Here is a 22,413-nt window from a genome sequence, read left to right on the forward strand (position 1 = left end):
AGGGTGATCATTGGAGTCCGAGCACGTCCTGCATGTCATACAGACCGGCGGGCTGGCCCTGGAGCCAGATGGCGGCCCTCACCGCTCCGGCGGCGAAGGTCAGGCGGGAGGAGGCCTTGTGGGTGAGTTCCACCCGCTCGCCGTCCGCCGCGAAGAGGACGGTGTGGTCGCCCACGACGTCCCCGCCGCGCAGGGTGTGCATGCCGATCTCGCGCGGTTTGCGCGGGCCGATGTTGCCGAACCTGCCGTGGGCGATGTCGTCGTTGTAGGAGGTTCCCGTTTCCTCGTTGAGGATCTCCAGCAGCCGCCGCGCGGTGCCGGAGGGGGAGTCGATCTTGTGCTTGTGGTGCATCTCGGTCACCTCGATGTCGAAGCGGTCCTGCGTCAGGATCTGCGCGGCCTTCCTGGTGAGCCAGAAGAGGGTGTTCACGCCCACGGAGTAGTTCGGCGCATAGACGATGGGCAGGGTCTTCGCCGCTTCGCGGATGACGTCCCGCTCCTCCTCCGAATGGCCGGTGGTGCCGATGACGAGGCTGGTGCCATGCTTCAATGCCGCGGCGACGACATCCTTGGTGAAAGAGTGGACGGTGAAATCGATCACGCAGTTTGCCCTGGCCATCGCCGCATCCAGGTCCTCGCCCGCATCATGGGTGGCGGTGACGGAGACATCCGTGCGTTGGGAATGGACATCGGCGGCGGCCTGCAGGATCGCCTGGCCCATGCGGCCTGATTTTCCGGTGACGAGAAGGTTGAGCATGCGGGCGGAATAATGAACGCGGGATGCCGGACGTCCAACCGGAACATCGGAATTCTTTCCGGGGGATCGTCAGTCCTCCCAGATCTGGTTCTTGAGCTGGATGTCCATGGCGCGGTCCGCCGCTTCCTTTGACCGGGGGCCTTTCAGTGCGGCGATCTCACGGGCGATGCTCAGGGCGGGGCGGGCTTTTTTCTCGCCGGCACGTTCCAGGATCTCCAGCGCCCGGAAGCCGCTGCTTTCCAGGAAATGCCACTCCGCGGGAGGATTTTCCGCGTTTTTCAGAACGGAGTAGTAGGCGGCGAGGGCCTCGCTTTCCCGCTTCTGGGTGGGATCGTCGGTGCGGGGCAATTGCTCGAGTGTCTTGCCGCGCAGGTATTGGATGCGGTGGACGTCCGCGGGTTTCGTTTCCGGGTGCTTCAGCAGTTCGTCGTAGATCGCAAGGGATTCCGCGAGCACGGCCGGGTTCTTGTTGCCCTGGGCGTAGGCCGCGTCCCCGAAAAGGAACCCGGCGGGCAGGCGCAGGGAATCCTCCGCAGGCAGGGACTGGTACCACTTGCGGAGGAAATCGGTGGCTTCGTCCAGGCGGTTCAGCTCGATCATGAGCTGGGCCTTTTTCATCATGACCAGCGCGTTGAGGGGGCCTTTCACGGCACCCGCCCTGTCGAAGAGGGCGAGGGCTTCCTCGCGGGACTGCGGGGTGCCCACCCGTGCCGCGGAACTGGCGGCCAGGAGCAGGGCGGCCTGGGTGCGGACGGGGTCCGTATCATCCTTCGCCAGTTGTTGCAGGACAAGCTGGGCGTCGTTGTAGCTGCCGGTGTCGTAGAGCGTCCGGCCGAGCGTCAGCGCGGCCTCCGCCGCGGCGGGATGTCCGGGGAATGCGACGATGAATGCCTTTGCTGCCCGGATGGTCTCCGCGGTGTCTCCGGACAGCTCCGTGAGTTTGAGCCGGGCGAGGGAATACCGCTCGGGCGGGATGGAGGCGAGCGCAGCGGGATCCTCCGCGATGGTATCAAGCTGGGCCTTGGCGTAGGTTTCATCCCTCCGGACGGTGAGGGCGGACTCCGCGGCGGCGAGCCTGGCCTCCGCCACCCGGGGATGGTTGGGATGCTTCCGGATGAAGGTTTCGATGGCGGCCTGCGCTTCCTCGGCGGGCTTCACCGCGAGCGCCTGTTCCAGTTCCAGATCCGCCTCCAGGGCGGGGTTCCCGGCGGATGCGGGTGTTCCATCCGGAGCGGTGAAGGCCGTGGTCATGATCCCGGTTTCGCGGAAACGGGCCAGCGTGGCATTGAGCCGGGCTCTGTCCGCGTCCTGTTTTTTCGTCATCTCCGCCGCGGCTTCTTCGAACAAGCGGCCGGCCTCTGTGAAATCCCCCTGTTGATAGGCTTTTTCCGCCTGGATGAAGGCGGCTTCCGCTCCTTCCGGGGTGGTGGGGGTGCTTGCGCGGAGGTAGCCCAGTATGGCGAAGGCACGATCCCCTTTGCCTTCCTCCAGAAGCCATTCCGCCGACCGGAGCCATGCCTTTGCGGCCAGCGGATGGAGCGGATGGTTCAGGCCAATCCAACGCATCAACCGGGCGGCCTGCGCTTTCTGCGCGGGGGCCGGGATGCGGTGCAAGCCTTCCGCCAGGGCGAAAGTCGCCTCGATCCTCAATGGAGCCGCCACCGCCGCCGTGGGCCACACCCCGGAGGATCCCAGCCGGTCCGGGTTGATGAGACCTTCGATGAGGCCGGATTGGGAGGCTGATGACAGGGCGTTGGCGGGGACCGCCCATTCCGCAAGGCGGACCAGCACCGGATGGGTGACGACCGGTTCGGACGGAAGCCACGCGATCAGGCGGGAAAATGCTTCCGACAGCAGGGGGGTGGTGGGGTTCGCCTGGATGAATGCGAGCAGCACGTCCGTGGCATCCGTCTTCTTTTCCTGTGCGGCGAGGGAGTCCGCGTAGCCCAATATCGCGGCATGATGATGGACCAGGCTCTGGCCGGATCGCTGGCTCATCAGCGTGAAGAAACGTTCGGCGGCCTCCGCGGGTTTGTTTTCCGCCAACAGGATGCGGGCCTCCAGATAGCTGGCTTCCTGTGCCTTGTCCGCCGGGATGCCGTCCAGGGGGGGCATGGTCCGCCGGGCTTCCTCCACCCGCTGGAGGTCCAGCAGGATCCCAGTCTGGCGGATCCTCGCCTTGAGCGAAATCGCGGGGTCCGTGCCGGCGGCGAGTCCCCGCAGCCCGGAGAGGGCCTCCTCGGGTTGGTGCAGCGACAGCATCAACGCCGCGCGCGTGAGCGTGGCTTCCACGGCGAAAGGCCGGCCCGGGATGGCGGCTTCGGCGAGTTCATCCGCGGCGTCATTCAGCCGTCCCAATCCGGCGAGGGCGTGACCTTTCCAGAAATGGATGGCGGGATCTCCGGCCAGGAACGATTGGCTGAGAAGATCCAGCGCCTTTCCTGGCTCGCCATTGCGGATCCAGGCCTCCGCCAGACGGAATGCCACGCGGGACTTTGCCTCAGGCTCCAGGGTGGTGGTTGCCAGGAGCCGCTCGAAATGGAGTGCCGCGACATCCCACAGGCCGTCCGCCAGGGCGCTTTCCCCGTGCCGGAACTCATCCCCGTCCTCTCCCGCGGCGCGGGACAGGGGGGAGATCAACAGCAGGAGAAACAGCGGCAGCTTCATGCGGCGTGATCAAAGTAAGGCCTGCCCGTGGTGAACGCCAGCACGGAACGTCCGGGGAAAGTGCCTGGGTCATCTTGGCCCGGACCGTTGCCGGGGCGTCCTGCTCCGGGTCTTCCGGTGGGTGCTGCTCCCACATGGCATTTCCGGAGGGATTCTCCGGAAGCTCCGGAAGGGGGCGTCTCTGGATGGAGAAGGGAGTATCTCACTCTCTTCCGGCCAGCAGTTTTTTCAGCTCCGCGGGTTCGACGCCCAGCGAGATGGAGGCCTGCTTCAGGTCTCCGTTCGCACGCTCGATCGAGCGGCCCGCCAGTTCCCGTGAGATCCACTCAATGACATTCCCGCCTCCGGGAGCGGTGTTGATCAGTTGGTCCAGCGTCTCCCCCAGCTTGGCGATGGACCGTCCGGGAGAGGACGCCAGCGGGATGTCCGCCGGCAGGAGGACGTTCGATGAGGCCAGGGCGCAGGCGCGGGCCATCGTGTTCTCCAGTTCCCGGACATTCCCCGGCCAGAGATGGGTCTGGAGGGTGGCGACCGCCTCGGGGGAAATCCGGATGCGGGCCATGCCGTTCTTCCTGGTGATCCGCTGGAGGAAAAACTCCGCCAGCAGGGGGATGTCCTCGGGCCGTTCACGCAGCGGCGGGATCCGCAGTTCGACGACGTTCAGCCGGTAATAGAGATCCTCGCGGAATCTCCCGGCCGCCACTTCCGCTGCCAGGTTCTTGTGCGTCGCCGCCACGATCCTCACATCCGTGGTGATCGTTTCATTCGCGCCCACCCGCGAAAACGAGCCGTCCTGGAGCACCCGCAGCAGCTTCACCTGGATGGAAAGCGGCATGTCGCCGATCTCATCCAGAAAGAGCGTGCCACCGTCCGCCTGCTCGAAACGGCCCGCACGGCGGGCGATGGCTCCCGTGAAGGAACCCTTCTCGTGGCCGAACAACTCGCTCTCCAGAAGGTTTTCAGGGATCGCGCCGCAGTTGATGGTGATCATCTCTTTCTGGCGGCGCGGGCTGTATTCATGCACGGACTTTGCGACCAGTTCCTTGCCGGTGCCGCTTTCTCCGGCGATGAGGACCGGCGCGTCCGAGCGCGCCACGCGGCCCACCAGTTTGAAAACATCCTGCAGGGCGCGTGAAACCCCGATGATCTTCACCCGTCCGTCCACCGTCGGGCTTTCCGTTTCGTGGGGAGTCACGGACCGGCGGTCCTCATGGATCTGGAGGGCGGACTCCACCACCTGCCGCAGCTCGAAAGGCAGGGATTCCTTTCTCAGCACATCATGCGCTCCATGCTGGGTCGCCTCGATGATCTGGCTGGTGGTGGGAAAGCCTGCGGTCAGGATGACCAGTGTCTGCGGACTGTGCTGGATGATCCGGCCGAGGAGGTCCAGACCGTCGAAAGGTTGCAGGGAAAGGGCCGCGACCACGACGCTGACCTCGGTCTTCTCCACCACTTTCAGAGCGTTCGCCGCATTGTCACAGCGGAGAATCCGCAGGTTCTGGGCGGTCAAGTGTTTGGTGGCCCAATCGAGGAAGTCATGATCGGGATCGACAAGGAGCAGGGTTTCTTCGGTGGGGCCTTCGGGCATCGTGGGGACGGGAAAATCTGGCATGACGACCGGGGATGGCACGAAAAAAACGATTTCCCGTTCCATGCGATGCCGTGGATCGACCGAAATGCCGACCTACTCCGCATTTTTCCTGTGGTGGTGGAATTCCATCGGGAGCCGACGTCGGTTTGTTTGCAGTCATCCGGCTATGGAGGACCGCAGGGGTAGCGGATCTCGTGAGAGATCCGGCTGTGGGGACGGCGAAGGGGAAGCCGGAGCCGGTTTCTCAGCAGACATGCACCCCACCGAAGCTCTCACGAGCTTCGCTACGCCCCGACGGGACTCGGCTGCCCTCACTCGAAGAATTTTTTCAATGTCTTCTGCTCGCCGGGATCCAGGCTGTCCCTCCAGACGCGGTCACCACCGGCTCCCGTGGCATCGGTGTTTCCTCCTTGGGTGATCTTCGAGCCGCTCTTGTCCACATCATGCTCGCCGTCCTGCAACTGGAGGAGATCACCGGGCAGGGCGTTCGACAGGTCCCTGGACTCCACGGAGGTCAGGTCGCCGGTTTCGAGGGCGTCCTTCTCATTTCCCAGCACTCCTGGATCGTGGCCCGGGCCGCGGTTCACGCCGCCCTTGCCGCGTCCGTTGCCGGGCTTGTCGCCCTTGCCGTTGCCTTCTCCATTCTCGTCAGCGAGCAACTCGTCCGACCAATCGTCCCCCTGCCCGTCACCCTGGCCCTTTTTCATGCCCTGGGCGTTCTTTTTGAGGTTCTCGCGGAGCTGCTGCATCTGCTCCTTGCTGAGCTGGCCGAGCTTGTTGGGGTCCAGTTGTTTCAGTTGCTCCAGCAACTCCGGATTCGGCTTCATGGCACCATTCTGGAGGCCCTGCATGGCCTGCTGGAATTCGTTGAGCTGGCGCTCCTTCTCCGCCTGGTTGGCGCCTCCGTTCTTTTCCAGGGACTCGAGGGCTTTCTCCGCCCGTTCGAGTTCCTGCTCCACACGGTCCATTTCGGAGCGGTGTTCCTTTTTCAAGGCGTCCGTCGCTTCCAGGGAGGAATGGCTGAACCACTGCTCCTCTTTCTGGGCCTTCAGTTCCTCCAGCTTCTTCCGGGTTTCCTCCAGGTATTTCTCATCCACCAGTTCTTCCTTCGAAAGATGTTCCAGGGAGGAGTCGAGCTGCTTCCACGCCTGCGGCTGTTCCGGAGGGGTGATGGGGGATTTGGCGGAGGAAATGGGGATGAACAGACCGGCGGCCAGGAGAGCCAGCGCGGCCAGTGGCGGGACGACCAGCCGCGGCCAGTGCCAGCGCACGCCCGCATCCACCTGTGACACCGGCTCCGGCCATGGGGCAACCCCGGCCCCCGCAGCGGAAAGGGCGTTCTTCATCTCCATGGTCGCCTCGATGCGCACCAGCGAGCGGTCCGGCTTTTCAAACCTCCGGGCGGCGATGGCCCAGCAGACCAGCCCCATCAGCACGACCAACCCGCCGAGCACGCCGGCCAGCATGGCGGGCGGAAGCTCCACCGCCCGGTTGCGGATGACCAGAAGGGCGGCGGCACCGGCCAGCCCCGCAACGATCAGAGGGGTGGCCAGTGTTTCCAGCCACCACGCCAGGTTGATGCGGCGGGCGGTCCGTTTCGCCTGCCCGTGCCACCACTGGCGGTTGCTTTCCTTGGAGGGTGTGTCCATGCGGTTGGGGATATCATAGCGGCCCTTCATGAAAACACGATGGGATTTCCGTGAAAATATCCGGGCGTGGCAGGGACTTCCTGGAAGTCCGGCGTGCTGGCAGGGATGCCATTCCATGGCGCCCGGTGGGGGAAGGCTGGCAGAACCTTCCGATAGTGGGTAACCGGAAAGCGACAGCCATGGAAACGCAGGACCGGCTCCATGTCAGATCGGAGTCATGGGATCATCGTGGATACTCCCCGCCTGACGCCATGGAATGGCGTCCCTGCCCTCCAGCCATTCACTCCACCTGCCGCGGGTGCATCAGGTAGGCGATGAGATCCCGCACCTGGTCCGGCTGGAAGGCGGTGAGCAGACCCTCCGGCATCAGGGAGGTTGCGGTGCTTTCCTGTTTGGTGATGCTGGAAATTTCGAGCGTGGTATCCCCGGCCGGCGACTTCAGGGTGAGGGTCCGGTCGGTCTTCGCGCCGATGGTGCCGCTGATGACCCGCCCGTCATCCAGGGTCACCGTGGTGATGCGGTGGTCCGCGCTCACCACCGCGCTGGGATCGATGATGTTCTCCAGGAGGTAGTCCAGGTTCGAGCGGCCGGAGCCGGTCAGGTCCGGGCCGATCTTTCCGCCCTCTCCATAGAGCGTATGGCAGGCACCGCAGATGCCCGCGTAGAGCTGGCGTCCGTTCTTCAGGTCGGCAGCGGCGAGTGTCTCCGGGGTGAGTTTCTTTTTCAGCGCGGCGATCTCCTTGGTCTTGTCCGCCGCCGAACTGCCCAGGCTGCCCCACACTTCATTGAGCTTCTTCGTCAGGGATTCATTCTTGAGGGCGACGATGCGGCGTGCGGAGAACGCGGGGAGGGCCGTCTTCGGGATCCGCCCCGCGGCGATTTCCTCCAGAAGCACCGCCGCCCAGTCCGGCCTGCCGGTCAGCACGTCGATGAGGTGGCCTTGGGAAACCGGTTCGAATTTCCCGAAGTTCGCCGCCAGCAGCTTCGCCACCTCCGTTTCTCCGGACAGGGCGAGGCCGCGGATGGCGTTGCCATTGAGTTTCGGGGTGGCCAGCACGGACTCGCAGAGTTCGCGCAGCCCCGGGATCTTCGCGTCGATCAGGATGTCGAGCGCGGCCTGACGCTCGCCCATCGGCGCACCCGCATCCCGGACGGTGGCCTGCAGGGATTCCGCGATCTGCCGGTCGCCGTAAAGAAGGCTGATGCGCTTGATGGTGGCTTGGGACCCCGGGTCCGTGACTGTTGCGGAGAAATCCCGCCAGTTCGCCGGGCCTTCCGCCTTGCTGACGCCATCGAGCGCTTCGGAAATACCAGCCACCAGGGCAGGCCTGACCTCCGCCGGAATTGGGGCCGCCAGCAGGTTCTGGAGCTGCCGGACCCTGAACGGATTCGGTGCGGGATTCGCCAGGAAGCGGCCAGTCCATCTGGCCAGTTTCCGGGAGGAGGTCACCGCGGCGATCTTCTCGAGCACACCCGGATCGAATCCTCCGGCGAGGGGCAGGATGCCATACCAGATCATGAATGGCATCTGCGCGTCCTCCGCGTAGGTGGCATCCGCCGCCAGCAGGACCGCCAGTTCCGAACGCTGTTCTTTTCCGAGGCGTTGCAGGGCTGAAGCAAGGGTCAGCTTCACCAGCCCGGAGGAGTCCGTGCGGGCGAGTTCCTTGAATTTTTCGAAGGTGCCAGAGAGGAGTGTTTGAGGGGAGTCCGGAAGCCGTGGCATGCCCATGTAGTCGACTGGAACAGCGTCCGTGAGAAAGCGGATACCCCACACCCTGAGGTGTTCATCCTTTTCGCCGAGCAATCCCAGCATGGTGTCCTCTTTCAACGCACCGATGGCATGGGAGGTCCACAGCGCCCGCAGGCGGGTGACCGTGCTGTTGGCCGGGTCCGCCGCCAGTTTCAGAAGGCGGTCCAGGACCTCCGGGGAAGGGGGCTGCGTCATCAGGCGGACGCGCAGTTGCCGCTCATACCAGACGTTGGGGTTCCGGATCAGGCGTTCCGCGCCGTCCGGCGTGATCGCCCCGAGATCGGAAAGATCCGGTGCCTCCGGCCGACCGTGGCGGATCTTGTAAATGCGGCCGCTGGTGCGGTGGACACCGGTGTGGTCATGGCATTCCCCGGTGTCGCTCCAGTCGAGGACAAAGGCGGAGCCGTCGGGACCCTGCGTGATTTCAATCCCGCGGAACCATGGATCCCCCCAGAAGAACACGTCCGGTTCGTGCTTCCCGACATAGCCGGAGCCGGTGCGTTCCAGCCGCTCCACATTCGCCCGGCGGCCATGCATGTTGAGGGTGAAAAGCCGGTCGCGGTATTTCTCCGGCCACCCGTCACCCTGGTAGATCATGGTGCCGATGTGGGCGTGCCCGCCGCCGAAATCATTGGCCGCGCCGTCACGGGAGTCCTGCCATTTTCCGTTCGTGTCGAAATGGTAGTGATCCGCGATCATGTCCATCCGCTCGTAAACGTCCGGATGCGGGCTGACGGCGGTGCCGCTTTCCTTGAAGTCCGCCCCAGGGATGATGTGCCAGAGGTGGCCGATGACGGTGTTGATGAAAAATCCCTCGCCATGCCGGTCCCAGTCGTGGCCCCAGGAGTTGACCGCGCCGGTGGTCAGCACCTCGACGGTCTTCCGCACCGGGTGATACCTCCAGATCCCGCCCTTCATCTGCGGGCGGTCCTTTTCCGGCGTGCCCGGAATGCCGGGCTTCGCCGGGCAGGAGTGCCCGCAGCGGCCATAGAGCCAGCCGTCCGGCCCCCAGCGCAGGCCGTTGGCGAGGTTGTGGTAGTTGTCCTTCGCCACGTCAAAGCCGTCCAGCACCACCTGGGGCGGTCCGTCCGGCACCGCGTCACCATCCGCATCCGGAATGAACAGAAGCTGTGGCGGGCACATGAGCCACACCCCGCCCAGGCCCGTCTCCACGCTGGTCAGCATCTTCACCTGGTCCGTGAAAACCTTCCGCGACTCCGCCCGGCCGTCGTTGTCCTTGTCCTCGAAAACGACCAACCGGTCGTTCAATTCCATGTCGAAGCGCTTCTGCCGCTCCGCGTAGGTGTAGTTCTCCGCCACCCACAGGCGTCCCCGGTGATCCCATGCCGCTGCGATGGGGTTCTGGATCTCCGGCTCCGCCGCGAACAAGGTGGCGCTGAAGCCCTCCGGAAGCTTGATTTGCCGCAGGGCTTCATCAGCGGGGATCGGTTCCGGGTTGCCCGGCTCGCTGTTATAAATAGGGGACGACGCCGGGCAAGGAACGGCGGCCAGAAGGGACAGGGCGGCAAGCGCGCGGGCGGGACGGAGAAAATGGCTCATGGGTTTGACAGGGAGACAAGACGGAACAGGTGATTTTTCCGTTAAAAATCAGCGGGAATTTTCATTTGGAAATTGCCGTGGCCAGCGAAGCAACTAAATTTCGGAACCTGTCCACCGGCGGCGGTTTGATACAACCTGCCGGATACGGAGCTATCACCAAGCCCATTCACAATCATGCGCAACCCATCGTGTGCCACCATACGGACGAGGAGGGGGTGTTCCCTCCGAAATTTCTTCGGCTGATCCGATCTTTTATATTGTAAATACCATGTAGATTGTGCTACTGGTTTTCCACCGAACCCGAAAAACCCCTATGAAACCCACTTCAAACCCCCAGAGACGCGATGGTTTCGCGCTTGTGGTGACGATCTCGATGATGGTCCTTTTGGTCATCGTTGTGGTTGCCACGCTGTCGCTGAGCACCGTCACCCTGCGCAGTGTTGACCGGGACTCCGCACAGGCGATCGCCCGCGCGAATGCCCGCATGGCCCTTATGCTCGCGATCGGCCATCTCCAGAAGGAAGCCGGTCCCGACCAACGGGTGACCGGCACTGCTGAAATCGTAGGTTCGACTGCCAATCCCTACTGGACCGGGGCTTGGAAAGCTGGGGTCGACAACGCCAATTCCCAGCCGACCTGGCTGGTCAGCGGACCGAACCCGGACCCGGACGTTACGCTGGATGATGCGAACTCCGCTGTTCTGGCGAGGCCTCCGTCCAGTGAGCGGACCCGTAAGGAATTGCGCGCAGAGTATGTGTCCGTCCAAGGGAAACAACTGGATGGCCGGTATGCCTACTGGGTGGGGGACGAAGGAACCAAGGTGAGGGTCGATATCGGAAATCCGGAGAAGGTTTCGGGTTATGAGCGGGTGGGTCGCTCGCAGTCCCCGCGGGAACCCGGGTTCGCCGCTTTCGACAAAAAGCACCGCAACATGTGGGCGGGTTTTGATTCGGACTACAATGATTCGGTGGACCGCCGGACCTTGGTCTCCATGGGGACGGTCGCCTTGGCGGCGAAGGATTCCGGAGACCTCGATCGTGATGAGATCCCGAAATACTATTTCAACGACCTGACCACCGGGGGGTTCGGCCTGCCGGTGAACGTCCGGGATGGCGGGATGAAAAAGGATCTCTCCCTGCTTCTGGATCGATCCCAGCAGAACCAGAACTTCGTCGCGGATTTCTTCGGAGGCAAGCCGACCCAGGTGTCGAATGGAACTTCGGGCCACGTGCCGGGAACCGTGGTTTACGAATTTGGTCAGAATCCCAACCGGACCAAGTTCACCCTCAGCCCTACCATCACCAACAGCTACTCCAACGGATTCGTCGGACCGAACTGGGGCATCCTTTACAACTACGCCCGTCTGTGGGAAACCGTCCAGGGCAGCACTTCTCCGATGATCGGCCTCAACCCGCGGGTTGACTCCAACCTCCGCCAGCCGACCTGGCTGCCATACCGTGAATTCTACAAGGGCACGGGCTATCAGGAAGACATCCAGCATACGAACAGCGGACTGAGTCCTGTAATGGCCATGTCCCAGCTGGGATTCTCCCTCAAGACTGACATCGTCGGATCCCTTCCGCCGCCTGCCCGGACTCCGATCTACGGTGTGACCCTGCTCTACAAGCCGCTGGTCGGATTGTGGAACCCCTATAACGTCCACATCCAGGCTTCGACCTACCAGTTGGAGTGGGCGAGCGGTCCATTCATCAGGATCAAGTCTGATGTCGTCTCCCCCTACATCGATCCGGATAAAGTCGATGTCTCACCCAAGGAGATCACCATCTGTCTCCGTGAATACTGGCATGTCACAAGCGACGGGATGTTCCCGGTCGATGGGGGTAGCGGCGGTTCCTACTTCCGGATCCGCACCCCTTCGGCGAATTTCCAGCCCGGTGAGTTCCGCCTGTTTTCCGTTGCGGGGAACCCTCCCATCCAGGATGCCAGCGTGATGAGCGACCAGTGGGATCCGGAGGGTGCTTACTCCATCCCTCTGCGCATCGACGCTCCGGGTTCGAATCCCGTCCGGATCCATTCCAGCAAGCGGATGCAATATTTTTCCGGGGTACGCCTGTCGATCGAATACATGACCCTCCAGGACACCCATCCCGAGGTGCTGGTGATGACAGAGGCACGCTTCCCCAACATTGATACGAGAGCGGCCAGTACATGGTACACCCTCAAGGCTGGCCCGAAGATTGAAACCCACCTTAACCGCTACACGGATATCTGGAACGGTGGTAAGAATGGATCGGCTCAGATCACCATTCCGGAGCCGGTGACCAAGCTGGTGGATGATCTTCCGGGCTTCTCGGTGGATGCGTTGACCAATCCACAGCACCTCGCAACCTGGAGATTCTACACCCGGAACTCGACCGAGGCGACTGGTGACCAGGGCCTGCGTGGTTGGATCGACGCGAACCCCCGCGTGATGTCGAACAACTTCAGGTTCGACGGCTCCAAGAATGAACAGGGCAACATGCAGGGATGGCACTTCTCCTCCAACCTGCTGGGTGGACGCAGCACCTCCTCGATGGGAGATGGCCAGGGCGGCAGCCGCGGCCTTGTCGCCCAGTTTGACGACAGGAGTTCCCAGATGCCGGATTCCGAAGGCGGAAGGGACGGAAAAAGATGGCGCGGGCTGACCGGCCCGGCGTCCACCTCGATCGAGGGGGGCCTGACGAACGTGGTGGTCTATGACGTGCCTCAGGCACCGCTGACCTCGATCGGCCAATTCCAGCATGCGAACCTCTCCCGCTATGGCTTTGAACCCGGCTTCGTGGTTGGCAACTCCTATGCCAACACCCGCATCCCGCTCAATAACATCGTCAAGACCAACTTCGGGAACATGGGCTTCAATGTGGTCGATATTTCCTATGAGGCGAACAACAAGCTGTGGGATACGGTCTTCTTCTCGACGCTTGCCCCCGACTACAAGGGGGGAGGGAGTTCCTTTGATCGTGCTTTCGACAGGAATGCCCTTCTCCTGCGCACGAAATCCCTGCCGAACCCGCGGATGGTCTACACCGAACTGCCGGGGGATGACTCCATCGACAGAGTCATCTCGGAAGCAGGGAACAATGCCCCGCAGACCATTTCCACACGCATCATGATCGAAGGCGCGTTCAACGTGAACTCGACCTCAAAACTGGCATGGAAGGCGATCCTCTCCACCATGGACGGCTCTGAGATCCCGGTCATCAACCTGACATCCCCGCAGGATCCGAACTATGTGAATCCCCAGGGCATCCGGTTCAGCCGCTTCAACCACGTGGTCGATCCGAGCGGATATGCCGGTGGAGCGCGCAAGACCGCATTCTGGCAGGGTTGGAGGGAAATCACGGATGATGAACTCGATCTGCTTGCCGAAGAGATCGTGAAGGAAGTCAAGAGCCGCGGCCCGTTCCGCAGCATGGCGGAGTTCGTCAACCGCAACCCGTATTCCTCCAACAGGGACCACCAGCTCAAAGGAGCCCTGCAGGCTGCCATCGACAGCTCGGTCAACAAGTCCATCGACGGCTCGGTCGGCCTGACGGCTGCCAACCCGAAGGGTTCGAACTTCGCTGCCAACGTGGTTTCCGGAGAGAACCAGACCGCAGGTCATGCCGCCTATCTGATGCAGGGGGACATCCTCCAATGTCTTGCCCCGGTCATGCAGGTGCGTTCCGACTACTTCCGGATACGCACTTGCGGTGAGGCTCTGGACAAGACTGGCAAAGTGATCGCCCGCGTGTGGTGTGAGGCGTTCATCCAGCGGATGCCGGACTACGTGGATCCGGCGGATGCTCCCGAAGCTCCCTTCGACAAGCCGACCCCCTCCAATCCCTTTGCCAAGGATGATCTCCGCAGTGACATCAATAAGGAATTCGGCCGTAGGATGAAACTGATCTCGTTCCGCTGGCTGAACCCGAACGAAATTTAACAGAAACTCCATGATCCGTAACTTCATGATCCTGCTGGGTCTCCTGGCCTGCACCGCAGCCGCCCAGGAGAAATTCCAGACGACCCTCATCACCTATGCGCTGGGTGCGCCTCCTGGAGGTTTCAAAGCGTTCTTCAAAAACGGGGAGGAGATCCAGCCGTTCGGGGCCAACGGCTCCGGATTGAGCGCTCCCATCAAATATTCCGGCGCGCGTAGATTTGAAATCAGGGCGACGGAGGATGCATTCGCCCCTCCTCCGGCCGGACAACAGGCGCCACCTCCGCTGGCGCTCGTCGATCTTCCTCAGGGGGTGGACAACGTTCTGCTCATCGCCGCGGATGCGGGGCAGGGGAAGATCCGCTTGCTGGCCTATGATGTGTCAGCCAATGCTCTCAAAGGAGGGGATTACAAGGTCTTCAACTTTTCACGCTCCGCCATTGAGATGAGGTTGGGGAAGAAAACGCTGACTCTGAGGCCTGCCCAGAACGAGATCATGTCAGATGGCAGTTATCAGGACCCGAAAAATAAGGGGATGGAGCTGGTTGTCCATAGGTATGACGGTGCTGTACGTAACCCGACTCCGGTGAAGCAGACGCTATGGGAGCATTTCAACACCAAGCGTTGCGTCATGTTCCTCTTTGATGGCAAGCACAAGGGTGAGGGGATCGGTATCATGAGCATGAACATCGAGCCTCCCCGCGAGCGGCCCGCCGCCGCCGCCGCGCCTTGAGAAAGTTACGGCTGGGAATCCCTCCGGGGATTTCCGGCCTTTTTGGGCTGGAGGACACTCAGAGCAGGTGCTCCAGCGCCTCCCTCATCGAGGACACGGCCACATCCGCTCCGGCTGAGGATAGTTCCGTGACGGAATAGCGGCCCGTGGCAACGGCCAGACAGCGTGCGCCGATGGCATGGGCGCAGGCGATGTCCTTCGGAGTGTCGCCGATGACCCAGATATCCTCCGGGCGGAACGTCCGCGACGTATGCTGGAACGCCCTTTCAACGGCGATGGGGCCGAGGAGGTTGCGGTCGGCGTGGTCGCAGCCATAGGCCCCGAAGGGAAAGTAGTGGTCCAGCCCGAAGTGGCGCATCTTTGAGGCCGCTCCTCCGGAGATGTTTCCCGTCAGCAGCCCGATGCTGCTTCCCGGCAGAATGGAAAGTTCGGCAAGGATTTCCGGCACCCCATCCAGCACCTTTCCGGGGAACTCCCCGCCGGCCAGGTTCCGCTCCAGGCATTCCAGATAGGTGCTGAAATAGCTTTCCACCCGTTCAACGGTTGATTCCACGCCGAAGTGGGCGTGGATGAGGGCGACGACCCCCAGGTCCGTGCTGCCCGCCAGATCCAGTGATGGACCTTCGTGGCCGAACAGCAGTACGCTCGCGTCCTGGAGCGACTTCATGCCGGCACCGCTTGTATCCACAAGGGTGCCGTCAATGTCGAAAAGGTAGAGCATCAGGCCCGTTTCCGGACTCAGTTCTTCGCTTCCTCGGTTTCCTCCGCCGCAGGTGCCTCGTCCGGAGTTTCGTCCGGAACATCATCGAAGTCATCTTCGGCGTGGCCACCTTCTTCATCCTCGAAGTCATCTTCTTCCATCAGCTCGCCGTGGAAGAGGTGGAACTTCCGCTTCCGTTGGTGTTGCGGGAGAGGGGAGAGGATCATGGCGACCGCGCGGCCGTTGAGCTTCGGCGGCTGGTCCACCTGGGCCATCGTCTTCAGGTCTTCGATGATCCGGTTGAGCACCACGAACCCGAGGTCCTTGTGGGCGTTCTCACGGCCACGGAACTGGAGGACGAAGCGGCACTTGTGGTTCGTGTCCAGGAAGCCCTCGGCACGGCCCAGCTTGATGTTGTAGTCGTGCTGGCCGGTGCCGACGCGGAATTTCACTTCCTTCATCCGGGTGGAGGCCTTTGACTTCTGCTTCTTCAGCTTCGCCTGCTCGTACTTGTACTTGCCGTAGTCGATGATCTTGCAGACCGGCGGGTCCGCCTGGCCGGCGATCTCGACCAAGTCGAGACCCAGCGACTGGGCTTTGTAGAGGGCGTCGCGCGAACTCATCACGCCGAGTTGGTCGCCATTGGCGAGCACGACGCGGACTTTCGGGGCGCGGATTCGGTCGTTGACCCGCGTCATATCGCGGTAACGACCCCTGTTTTGGTCTCTTTGTGGCTTAGCGATGGTTTTGTCCTCCGGTGGGTAGATGCGACGTTCCGGAGCGCGCCTTGGCGTGGCCGATGCACGGGGCCGGGACGAAGAGTGGCAGGGAACGGTCCTGATGTCCGGTCATAGATGACGCGCGACGGAAACATGCCGGTTGCTGGAACCGGTGTTCAGGTTGATGATGGGGCGTTCCTGGAAAATCATGGGGCGGCGTGAGGCCGTTTTGACGCGCATCTCCGTAAATCAGTGACCCGGAAGCGCATCTTGAACGATGTAAATACGGGAGAAATACCCGCCCCGCAAGCGGGAAATTTCACCTGTCCCGCCAAGGCGTGGAGTTCGGACCTGTTTCACCCGGTGGAGGTGCAGAAAGCCGGTGAGTCGCATTCGTCCATTCTGGACCAGCTGCTACCAGAAGAACGATCTCGGAGCAAGTTCGCCATTCCGGATCTTCCCCACATCACGGACCGCCCGGGCACACCTCCAGTGTTCCTCCGCGGAGCAAGTGGAAATCAGGATGTCCCCAACTTTATCGGCCTCTGCGCTGCTGATGGCGAATGCGGATTGATAAAGCATGAGCAGTGCTTCACTTCTGGATGAAGATGGCTGGACAGTCCTGGCCACCTGAATCGCTTCCTGAAGGCACTTCCGTGCCTCCTGCTTGAAGTCCCGTTCCGCCAAAGCCGCGATCTCCCAGGCCTTGGCAGCGGAACGCTTGTAGTCATCATCGCACTCAGTGGCAACCTTCGCCGCCTGCCTGGCGATGGGACGGGGATCGTCATCCGTGAATCTGGCCACCCATGACAAAGCCTGTGCCCGGAACCACGGATCCGGAATGGTGAGTGCCTTGGCCAGGGCCAGCTTGGGACTGGTCTTCGCAAGGGCGCATGCCTGGTCCCGTTGAAGCGTTGCGCTCATGTGTTGGTTCGGTATTTGAAGAAAAAGGGGCCGGCAGTTGCCTCCGCCGTCTGATCCCGAAGATCGCAGGAGGAGCCGATAGGCAGGGAATCGGAAAGAGGGATGGAGCGGAGAAAGCAAGGGCCATGTTCCGGATGATTCTCTTTGGGTTCCAAGCTGACTTGCATCTGAGTGGGTATTCTTGGAAGATGCGTAGATCAGGATAACGGCCCGCTCAGCCTTGTGCCGTCCATACAGCGGTCAAAACACGGCTTGATGGTGAACGATTTCCGAACCCTTCAGGAAGTAGTCCCATAGGGGGACTTCATCAAATTCGATACGCAGATGGACATCACTCCGGTCACCCATATATACATCCTTCTCCATGGGTGAAACCGAAACCATGAATTCGTCAGATCCAAGCCGCTGATCGGTGCCATAGTCTTCGATCCCTTTTTGCATCCTTTCAAGGATGTCGGGCCAGAGTTGTTCCCATCGGGTGATCAGATCGGAAAGCAGATCGCGGGAAGATCGGCTGGTGTCTGGTGCGGCGAAATCAGCATCTCCAAACGGTGGGACAGGGAGGAGAACGGTGAATGCAATGTCGCCGTCGCCAAAGTCGGTTTTTTTGATGCGGTTTAACATGGAGTATGATGGCGGAGTCACTGCATCTCACCTGCCTCCCGCAGCCTGCTCCACCCCGGCGATGTCGATTTTCACCATCTCGCACATCGCCTCCATCGCCCGACGGGCGCGGTCACGGTCCGGATCGCTGATGAGTTCCATCAGGCGGGTGGGCGTCACCTGCCAGAAGACGCCCCAGCGATCCTTGAGCCAACCGCAGGCGATTTCCTTCCCTCCATCGGCGGTCAGCGCCGCCCACAGTCGGTCGGTTTCTTCCTGCGTTTCACAGGCGATCAGGAAGGAAACGGCCTCCGTGAACTGGAACCCCGGAGTATTGAGTGCGAGGTATTTCGTTCCTGCGAGCGTGAACTCGACCATGAGCACGGTGCCGGTTGTCCCTCCCTCCGTCTCCATCGGCGAATGCGTGATCCGGTCGATCCGCGAATCTGGCAGCAGCGAGACGTAATACCGGGCGGCTTCCTCGGCGCAGCCGTCGAAGGAGAGGAATGGGGTGACCTTTTGCATGGTGATGGCGGGTTTCAAAATCCTGCTTTTTTTGAATCAGAAATGGTCCGGTGCCAATGCCCGGATCTCGCTTCGTCCACTTGCTGTTCCAGATAATAATCCTCAATGCAGCATTCACGGAGATCACGAAGGGACAGCCATATGCGCGATACCTGGATCGAAGCGAGGGCAGCGGCATCTTCCATGATCGATGGCAATGGCGCCAAACTCGTGATGCCCACAAACTGCCATCGGCCATCCCGGATTGATTCACCCATATCGGTTTCGATGGTGATGGCTTCTTTCCGCTCGCCATCCAATCCCACTCTCCGCGCTTTCCAAAAGGCTTCCCTCCAATGTTCGCACCGGACCGTGACCATCATCTGCCGCACGGCCAGGACTCTGGAATCCGGACCGGACTCCTCCAGACCCAGGCCCGCGAAAAGGAGATTGCCGATCCACCATCCTGTTTCCGAAATCGCGTTCATGTCTTTTCCTCTGGCGTCTTTCCGGGGCGGCGTCTCAGCCATCTTGAAATGACCTCTTCCGCATGTCGGTGAGACACTCCCTGAGCATCATGCAAGCTGCGATGTGGATACCTCCTGGATCCAAGAGATAAAGAGCCAGAAGCGCTCCTCCGATCAAGGGTGCATTTGGAAGAAAGAGTGCGGCGATGGCAATCATCAGGCTGCCACCGCCGGGAGCGCCGGAAACATGCCGGTAGCCGTTGTGGTCGCCGTGGGAGCGACGATACAGCCAGGGTCGGAGGAATGTGGTATGGAGATTGAACCCGACAAAAAGCAATGCCAGCAACGTCGCAGGGAGGGCGATGAGCCACCTGAGTGGCGAAAGATCAACCGCGGCGCTCTGGAAAAAATGCAACCTCACCACCAAGCAGGGAATCAGAATTCCCACGGCGGACAGTCCGCTGACGAAGAGTGTGTCGGAAAACGTAAGGCTATTTTTAGTCCGGGCCTTCATGATCCATGTCCATGTTGTGCATAACCTCCCACCAAGGCAAGAAGTCAGCCGGTTGCTTTCTTCTTGCGGGCGATTTACGTTTCGCCGGCTGTCCCTTCCTCCGTCTCCATCGGCGAATGCGTGATCCGGTCGATCCATGAATCTGGCAGCAGGGAAACGTAAAACCGGGCGGCTTCTTCGGCACAGCCGTCGAAGGAGAGGAACGGGGGGACCTTTTGCATGGGTTGAGGGTGTGGTGGCATCTGCATCATGCAGGTCAGATTTTCTCAGTAGTCCATGACTTTGAGAATATAGAGTTTCTCAGCGTGGTCGCGCACATCGAGGAAGTATTTTTCCCCGCATCCCCGGCATTCGGCCGGATGATCTCTATCGAAGCCACGCTTGTTTTCGATGGCGGCAGCCAATACCGCATGCCCGCAATCCGCGCAGTTGAACGCGACATGCGGACCCGCTGCGTCCGCCTCCGCCTGATCGCCGTCGTGATCGAGGAGAAGGAAATTCGTAAGATCCATGTTTCATTCTCGCCGTTCCGACGCCGCGGTTCAAGCAACGAGATTGGGCTGTTTTGGAGGGATGCCATGGAATGGCATCCCTGCCTTCCTTGGATGGCGTTTCACTCCATGCAGATCCGCTGGGAGGGAGGAGGGTTTTCCGAAACCTAACTGAGGAGCCGTTCCGTTATCTGAGGCGGCGGCTCCCCCAAAAGCAAAATGCCCTGGTCCGGGAAATTCACACGTTGAACCGGAACTCGATCACGTCGCCGTCCTTGACCACGTATTCCTTGCCCTCGATGCGGACCTTGCCGTTTGTCTTGGCGACGCTCTTGCTGCCTGCGGCCACGAGGTCATCATAATGCACGACTTCCGCAGCGATGAAGCCACGCTCGAAGTCGGAGTGGATGACGCCTGCTGCGGCGGGGGCCTTGTCACCGGCGATGATCGTCCACGCGCGCGTTTCCTGGACACCGGTAGTCAGGTAGGTGCGCAGGCCCAGCAGGTGATAGACACCGCGGATGAGGTTGGAGACACCGGAGTCCGTCACGCCCATTTCGGCGAGGAACTCGGCGGCTTCCTCCACGGGCATTTCGCTGAGTTCTTCCTCGATGCGGGCGGAAATGACGACGGCTTCCGAGCCGCTGTGCTCCGCGGCGAACTGACGGACCTTTGCGACCAGCGGATTGGAGTCCGGGTCAGCGGTGGCGGTGGCCAGCTCGTCTTCCATCACGTTGCAGGCGTAGATGGTCTTCTTTGAGGAAAGCAGGAAGAAATCCTTGATGATCTCGCGGTCATCCTCGCTGAACTCCAGCGTGAGGGCCGGTTTGCCCTCGTTGAGGTGGGGCATGAGGATGTCGATGAGTTCGACTTCCTTCTTGGACTCCTTATCGCCGCCCTTGGCCTTCTTTTCACGGGAGTGGCGGCGCTTTTCGAGCGAAGCGATGTCAGCGAGGATCAGCTCGGCGTTGATGATCTCGATGTCGCGGACCGGATCGACGGAGCCGAGTTCATGGATGATGTCGTCATTTTCGAAGCAACGCACCACCTGGACGATGGCGTCCGTCTCGCGGATGTTGGCGAGGAACTGGTTGCCCAGGCCCGCGCCCTCGGAAGCGCCCTTCACCAGACCGGCGATGTCAACGAACTCGATGGCGGTCGGCACCAGCTTGTGGGAGCCGGAAATCTTCGACAGCACGGCGAGGCGTGGGTCCGGCACGCTGACGATGCCCACGTTGGGATCGATGGTGCAGAAAGGATAGTTCGCCGCCTCCGCCTTGCGGGTGCGGGTCACGGCATTGAAAAGGGTCGATTTCCCGACGTTTGGCAGTCCTACGATTCCGGCCTTGAGCATGGCGGCGGGAGGTTGGGCGGGCGCGGGGGGAACGACGAGAAAAAACTTCCGCCGTCACCGGCCTTGCCGGCCAAAACGGTAGCGCTGGCCCGGACTGGGACCGCGGGATTCATCCCGCCCAGGAGAATCCAGCGAAACCAAGCGGAATGAATTCCGCGGTCCCAGTCCCAAAACATCGGCGCGCCCGGCGGTCGCGATCCTACCGGGGATGCCCGTCCGGCTACTCTTTCCAACGGTAGCCCTTGTCCGCGTGCGTCGTGCTGTTCATGGCGGCGCCCAGCCCGTCCCACGCCGGATCCGCCTTGGAAAGGCCCGCCTCCTCCGCGGTTTTCACCACCACGGTGCCGGTGCCGTCATACTTGCCGATGGATGCGCCGACCTTGGTGTATCCCGTCACCAGCAGGCAATTGTTGAGGGTCAGGGGACCGGGAGCGTTGCTCTCGATCTCCACGGATGATTTCCAATGGTGGATGAACGTGCAGTGATCGAGGATCACCGGCCCGCCTTTCGTCCACAGCCCGGTCTGCGACCAGCCGCCGAAGCAGTTCTTCAGGATGGCGGTGTCCCAGATCCGGAAGTCCCGGCGGTGGCCGATGGCGATGCAGTCGGTGAGTTTCACATCCTTCACCTTCAGATCGAACCCGCCGTCCTGGTTCCGCAGCGCGCGGCAGCGGATGTAGGATACATCCTGCGAATTGCCCTCCGCCACGAAGCCGTCGCCGTTGGTGTATTTCACGGTCTGGTTGGACTTGATGTTGTTCTTCGCCACGCAGTCCTCGAAGACAAAGGCGGTGTTCGGCTCGCCGCCGTCATTCAGCAGGAAGCCGAAGGTGAAGACCTCCGTCTTGGTCTCCCAGACGGCGTCGCCCTCGGAGCAGTCGGCGGTGCATTGGCTGACCTGCACGCGGTCGCATCCCCGGTCGAAGCGGAAGCCGTGCTTGCTGTACCGCTTCATGTCGCAGCCGACGATGACGAGGTCGTCGCAGTCGGAAAGGTAGAAACCGTGCCGCATCTGCTCCATGTCCACGTTGTCGAACACCAACCCGGAACGCGGGGATTCTTTCGCGGGATTCGCCAGCACCGCGAAGCGGTAGTTCCGGATCGACAGGTCCTTGAAGATCACATGGGAAAGCCCCGGTGACAGGGAGATGGCCGTCGCGCCCTTGTCCGGCTTCCCGATGTCCCAGTCCGAGGAGAACACGGCACCCGCCGCGCCCAGCACGACCTTCGGCTTCTCCTTCGTTCCCCCTTTCGCCAGGTTCAGCGACAGGCCCTTGTAGTCGCCTGTGGCGAAAAGGAGCCGGTCCCCCGGTTGCAGCGTGTCATTGAAAAGGGATGATGCGGAGGCCGCGGGAGCTGCGTTCGCAGCGCTGCTACCATCATTGGTGCCGGATCCGGTGGGGGAGACATGGAAATCCCCGGCGAGCGCGGAACCTGCCAGAAGAACAGAAAGCACGACGGAATGCTGGGTTTGCATGCAATTCATACGGATGGTGCATGAATTTTCCTTC

18 protein-coding genes are annotated in these 22,413 nt (G+C 61.7%); 3 read left to right on the forward strand and 15 right to left on the reverse strand.

All coding sequences use genetic code 11. The features are described 5' to 3' along the window. Nucleotides 1-7: 7 nt before the first annotated feature. The 5 genes from dapB to KF712_01255 all read right to left on the reverse strand — a co-directional run bounded on the left by dapB (nucleotide 8) and on the right by KF712_01255 (nucleotide 9,974). Nucleotides 8-757 carry a 4-hydroxy-tetrahydrodipicolinate reductase gene (gene dapB / locus KF712_01235; GenBank protein ID MBX3739585.1) on the reverse strand — a complete coding sequence of 250 codons (750 nt, stop codon included), beginning with the start codon at nucleotides 755-757 and terminating at the stop codon, nucleotides 8-10. Nucleotides 758-826: 69 nt separating this feature from the next. Further along, nucleotides 827-3,424, reverse strand: coding sequence for a tetratricopeptide repeat protein (locus KF712_01240; protein ID MBX3739586.1), 2,598 nt, complete (start codon nucleotides 3,422-3,424; stop codon nucleotides 827-829). A gap of 202 nt (nucleotides 3,425-3,626) precedes the next feature. Continuing rightward, complete coding sequence (locus KF712_01245) at nucleotides 3,627-5,012, reverse strand: sigma-54-dependent Fis family transcriptional regulator (protein ID MBX3739587.1); 1,386 nt, start codon at nucleotides 5,010-5,012, stop codon at nucleotides 3,627-3,629. 314 nt (nucleotides 5,013-5,326) lie between these two features. Beyond that, entirely contained in the window at nucleotides 5,327-6,664 is a 1,338-nt protein-coding gene (locus KF712_01250) for a hypothetical protein (GenBank protein ID MBX3739588.1), read from the reverse strand. A gap of 280 nt (nucleotides 6,665-6,944) precedes the next feature. Further along, nucleotides 6,945-9,974 carry a c-type cytochrome gene (locus KF712_01255; GenBank protein MBX3739589.1) on the reverse strand — a complete coding sequence of 1,010 codons (3,030 nt, stop codon included), beginning with the start codon at nucleotides 9,972-9,974 and terminating at the stop codon, nucleotides 6,945-6,947. 313 nt (nucleotides 9,975-10,287) lie between these two features. Between KF712_01255 and KF712_01260 the strand changes: the two genes are divergently transcribed. Both KF712_01260 and KF712_01265 read left to right on the forward strand, forming a co-directional pair. Next, on the forward strand, nucleotides 10,288-13,896 hold the full coding sequence (locus KF712_01260; protein ID MBX3739590.1) for a hypothetical protein: 3,609 nt from the start codon (nucleotides 10,288-10,290) through the stop codon (nucleotides 13,894-13,896). A 10-nt stretch (nucleotides 13,897-13,906) separates the two neighbouring features. Beyond that, nucleotides 13,907-14,626 carry a hypothetical protein gene (locus KF712_01265; protein ID MBX3739591.1) on the forward strand — a complete coding sequence of 240 codons (720 nt, stop codon included), beginning with the start codon at nucleotides 13,907-13,909 and terminating at the stop codon, nucleotides 14,624-14,626. Between the two features lie 58 nt (nucleotides 14,627-14,684). Here KF712_01265 and KF712_01270 read toward each other — a convergent pair whose 3' ends face one another. The 8 genes from KF712_01270 to KF712_01305 all read right to left on the reverse strand — a co-directional run bounded on the left by KF712_01270 (nucleotide 14,685) and on the right by KF712_01305 (nucleotide 19,278). Then, nucleotides 14,685-15,347: an HAD family hydrolase gene (locus KF712_01270; GenBank protein ID MBX3739592.1), complete on the reverse strand. Its 663-nt coding sequence runs from the start codon at nucleotides 15,345-15,347 to the stop codon at nucleotides 14,685-14,687. 17 nt (nucleotides 15,348-15,364) lie between these two features. Then, entirely contained in the window at nucleotides 15,365-16,024 is a 660-nt protein-coding gene (gene infC / locus KF712_01275; protein ID MBX3739593.1) for a translation initiation factor IF-3, read from the reverse strand. Between the two features lie 435 nt (nucleotides 16,025-16,459). Further along, nucleotides 16,460-16,969, reverse strand: coding sequence for a hypothetical protein (locus tag KF712_01280; protein MBX3739594.1), 510 nt, complete (start codon nucleotides 16,967-16,969; stop codon nucleotides 16,460-16,462). A gap of 240 nt (nucleotides 16,970-17,209) precedes the next feature. Continuing rightward, nucleotides 17,210-17,593, reverse strand: coding sequence for a hypothetical protein (locus tag KF712_01285; protein MBX3739595.1), 384 nt, complete (start codon nucleotides 17,591-17,593; stop codon nucleotides 17,210-17,212). A gap of 27 nt (nucleotides 17,594-17,620) precedes the next feature. After that, entirely contained in the window at nucleotides 17,621-18,097 is a 477-nt protein-coding gene (locus KF712_01290; GenBank protein MBX3739596.1) for a VOC family protein, read from the reverse strand. 14 nt (nucleotides 18,098-18,111) lie between these two features. After that, nucleotides 18,112-18,606 (reverse strand): hypothetical protein, encoded by a 495-nt coding sequence (locus KF712_01295; GenBank protein MBX3739597.1) that lies wholly within the window; start codon nucleotides 18,604-18,606, stop codon nucleotides 18,112-18,114. Continuing rightward, nucleotides 18,599-19,057, reverse strand: a complete 459-nt coding sequence (locus KF712_01300; protein MBX3739598.1) for a hypothetical protein — start codon at nucleotides 19,055-19,057, stop codon at nucleotides 18,599-18,601. Before KF712_01300 ends, KF712_01295 begins: the two co-directional genes overlap by 8 nt. 74 nt (nucleotides 19,058-19,131) lie before the next feature. Further along, entirely contained in the window at nucleotides 19,132-19,278 is a 147-nt protein-coding gene (locus tag KF712_01305; protein MBX3739599.1) for a VOC family protein, read from the reverse strand. A gap of 9 nt (nucleotides 19,279-19,287) precedes the next feature. Here KF712_01305 and KF712_01310 point away from each other — a divergent pair, with 9 nt between their 5' ends. After that, the gene (locus KF712_01310; protein MBX3739600.1) at nucleotides 19,288-19,719 is read left to right on the forward strand and encodes a hypothetical protein; all 432 of its coding nucleotides are present in this window, start codon (nucleotides 19,288-19,290) and stop codon (nucleotides 19,717-19,719) included. Between the two features lie 67 nt (nucleotides 19,720-19,786). Here KF712_01310 and ychF read toward each other — a convergent pair whose 3' ends face one another. Together ychF and KF712_01320 are read right to left on the reverse strand one after the other, a co-directional pair. Then, nucleotides 19,787-20,902, reverse strand: a complete 1,116-nt coding sequence (ychF, locus tag KF712_01315; protein ID MBX3739601.1) for a redox-regulated ATPase YchF — start codon at nucleotides 20,900-20,902, stop codon at nucleotides 19,787-19,789. A 220-nt stretch (nucleotides 20,903-21,122) separates the two neighbouring features. Further along, nucleotides 21,123-22,358, reverse strand: coding sequence for a hypothetical protein (locus KF712_01320; protein MBX3739602.1), 1,236 nt, complete (start codon nucleotides 22,356-22,358; stop codon nucleotides 21,123-21,125). Nucleotides 22,359-22,413 lie beyond the last annotated feature (55 nt).

This window comes from Akkermansiaceae bacterium (assembly GCA_019634595.1).
GTDB lineage: Bacteria > Verrucomicrobiota > Verrucomicrobiia > Verrucomicrobiales > Akkermansiaceae > Luteolibacter.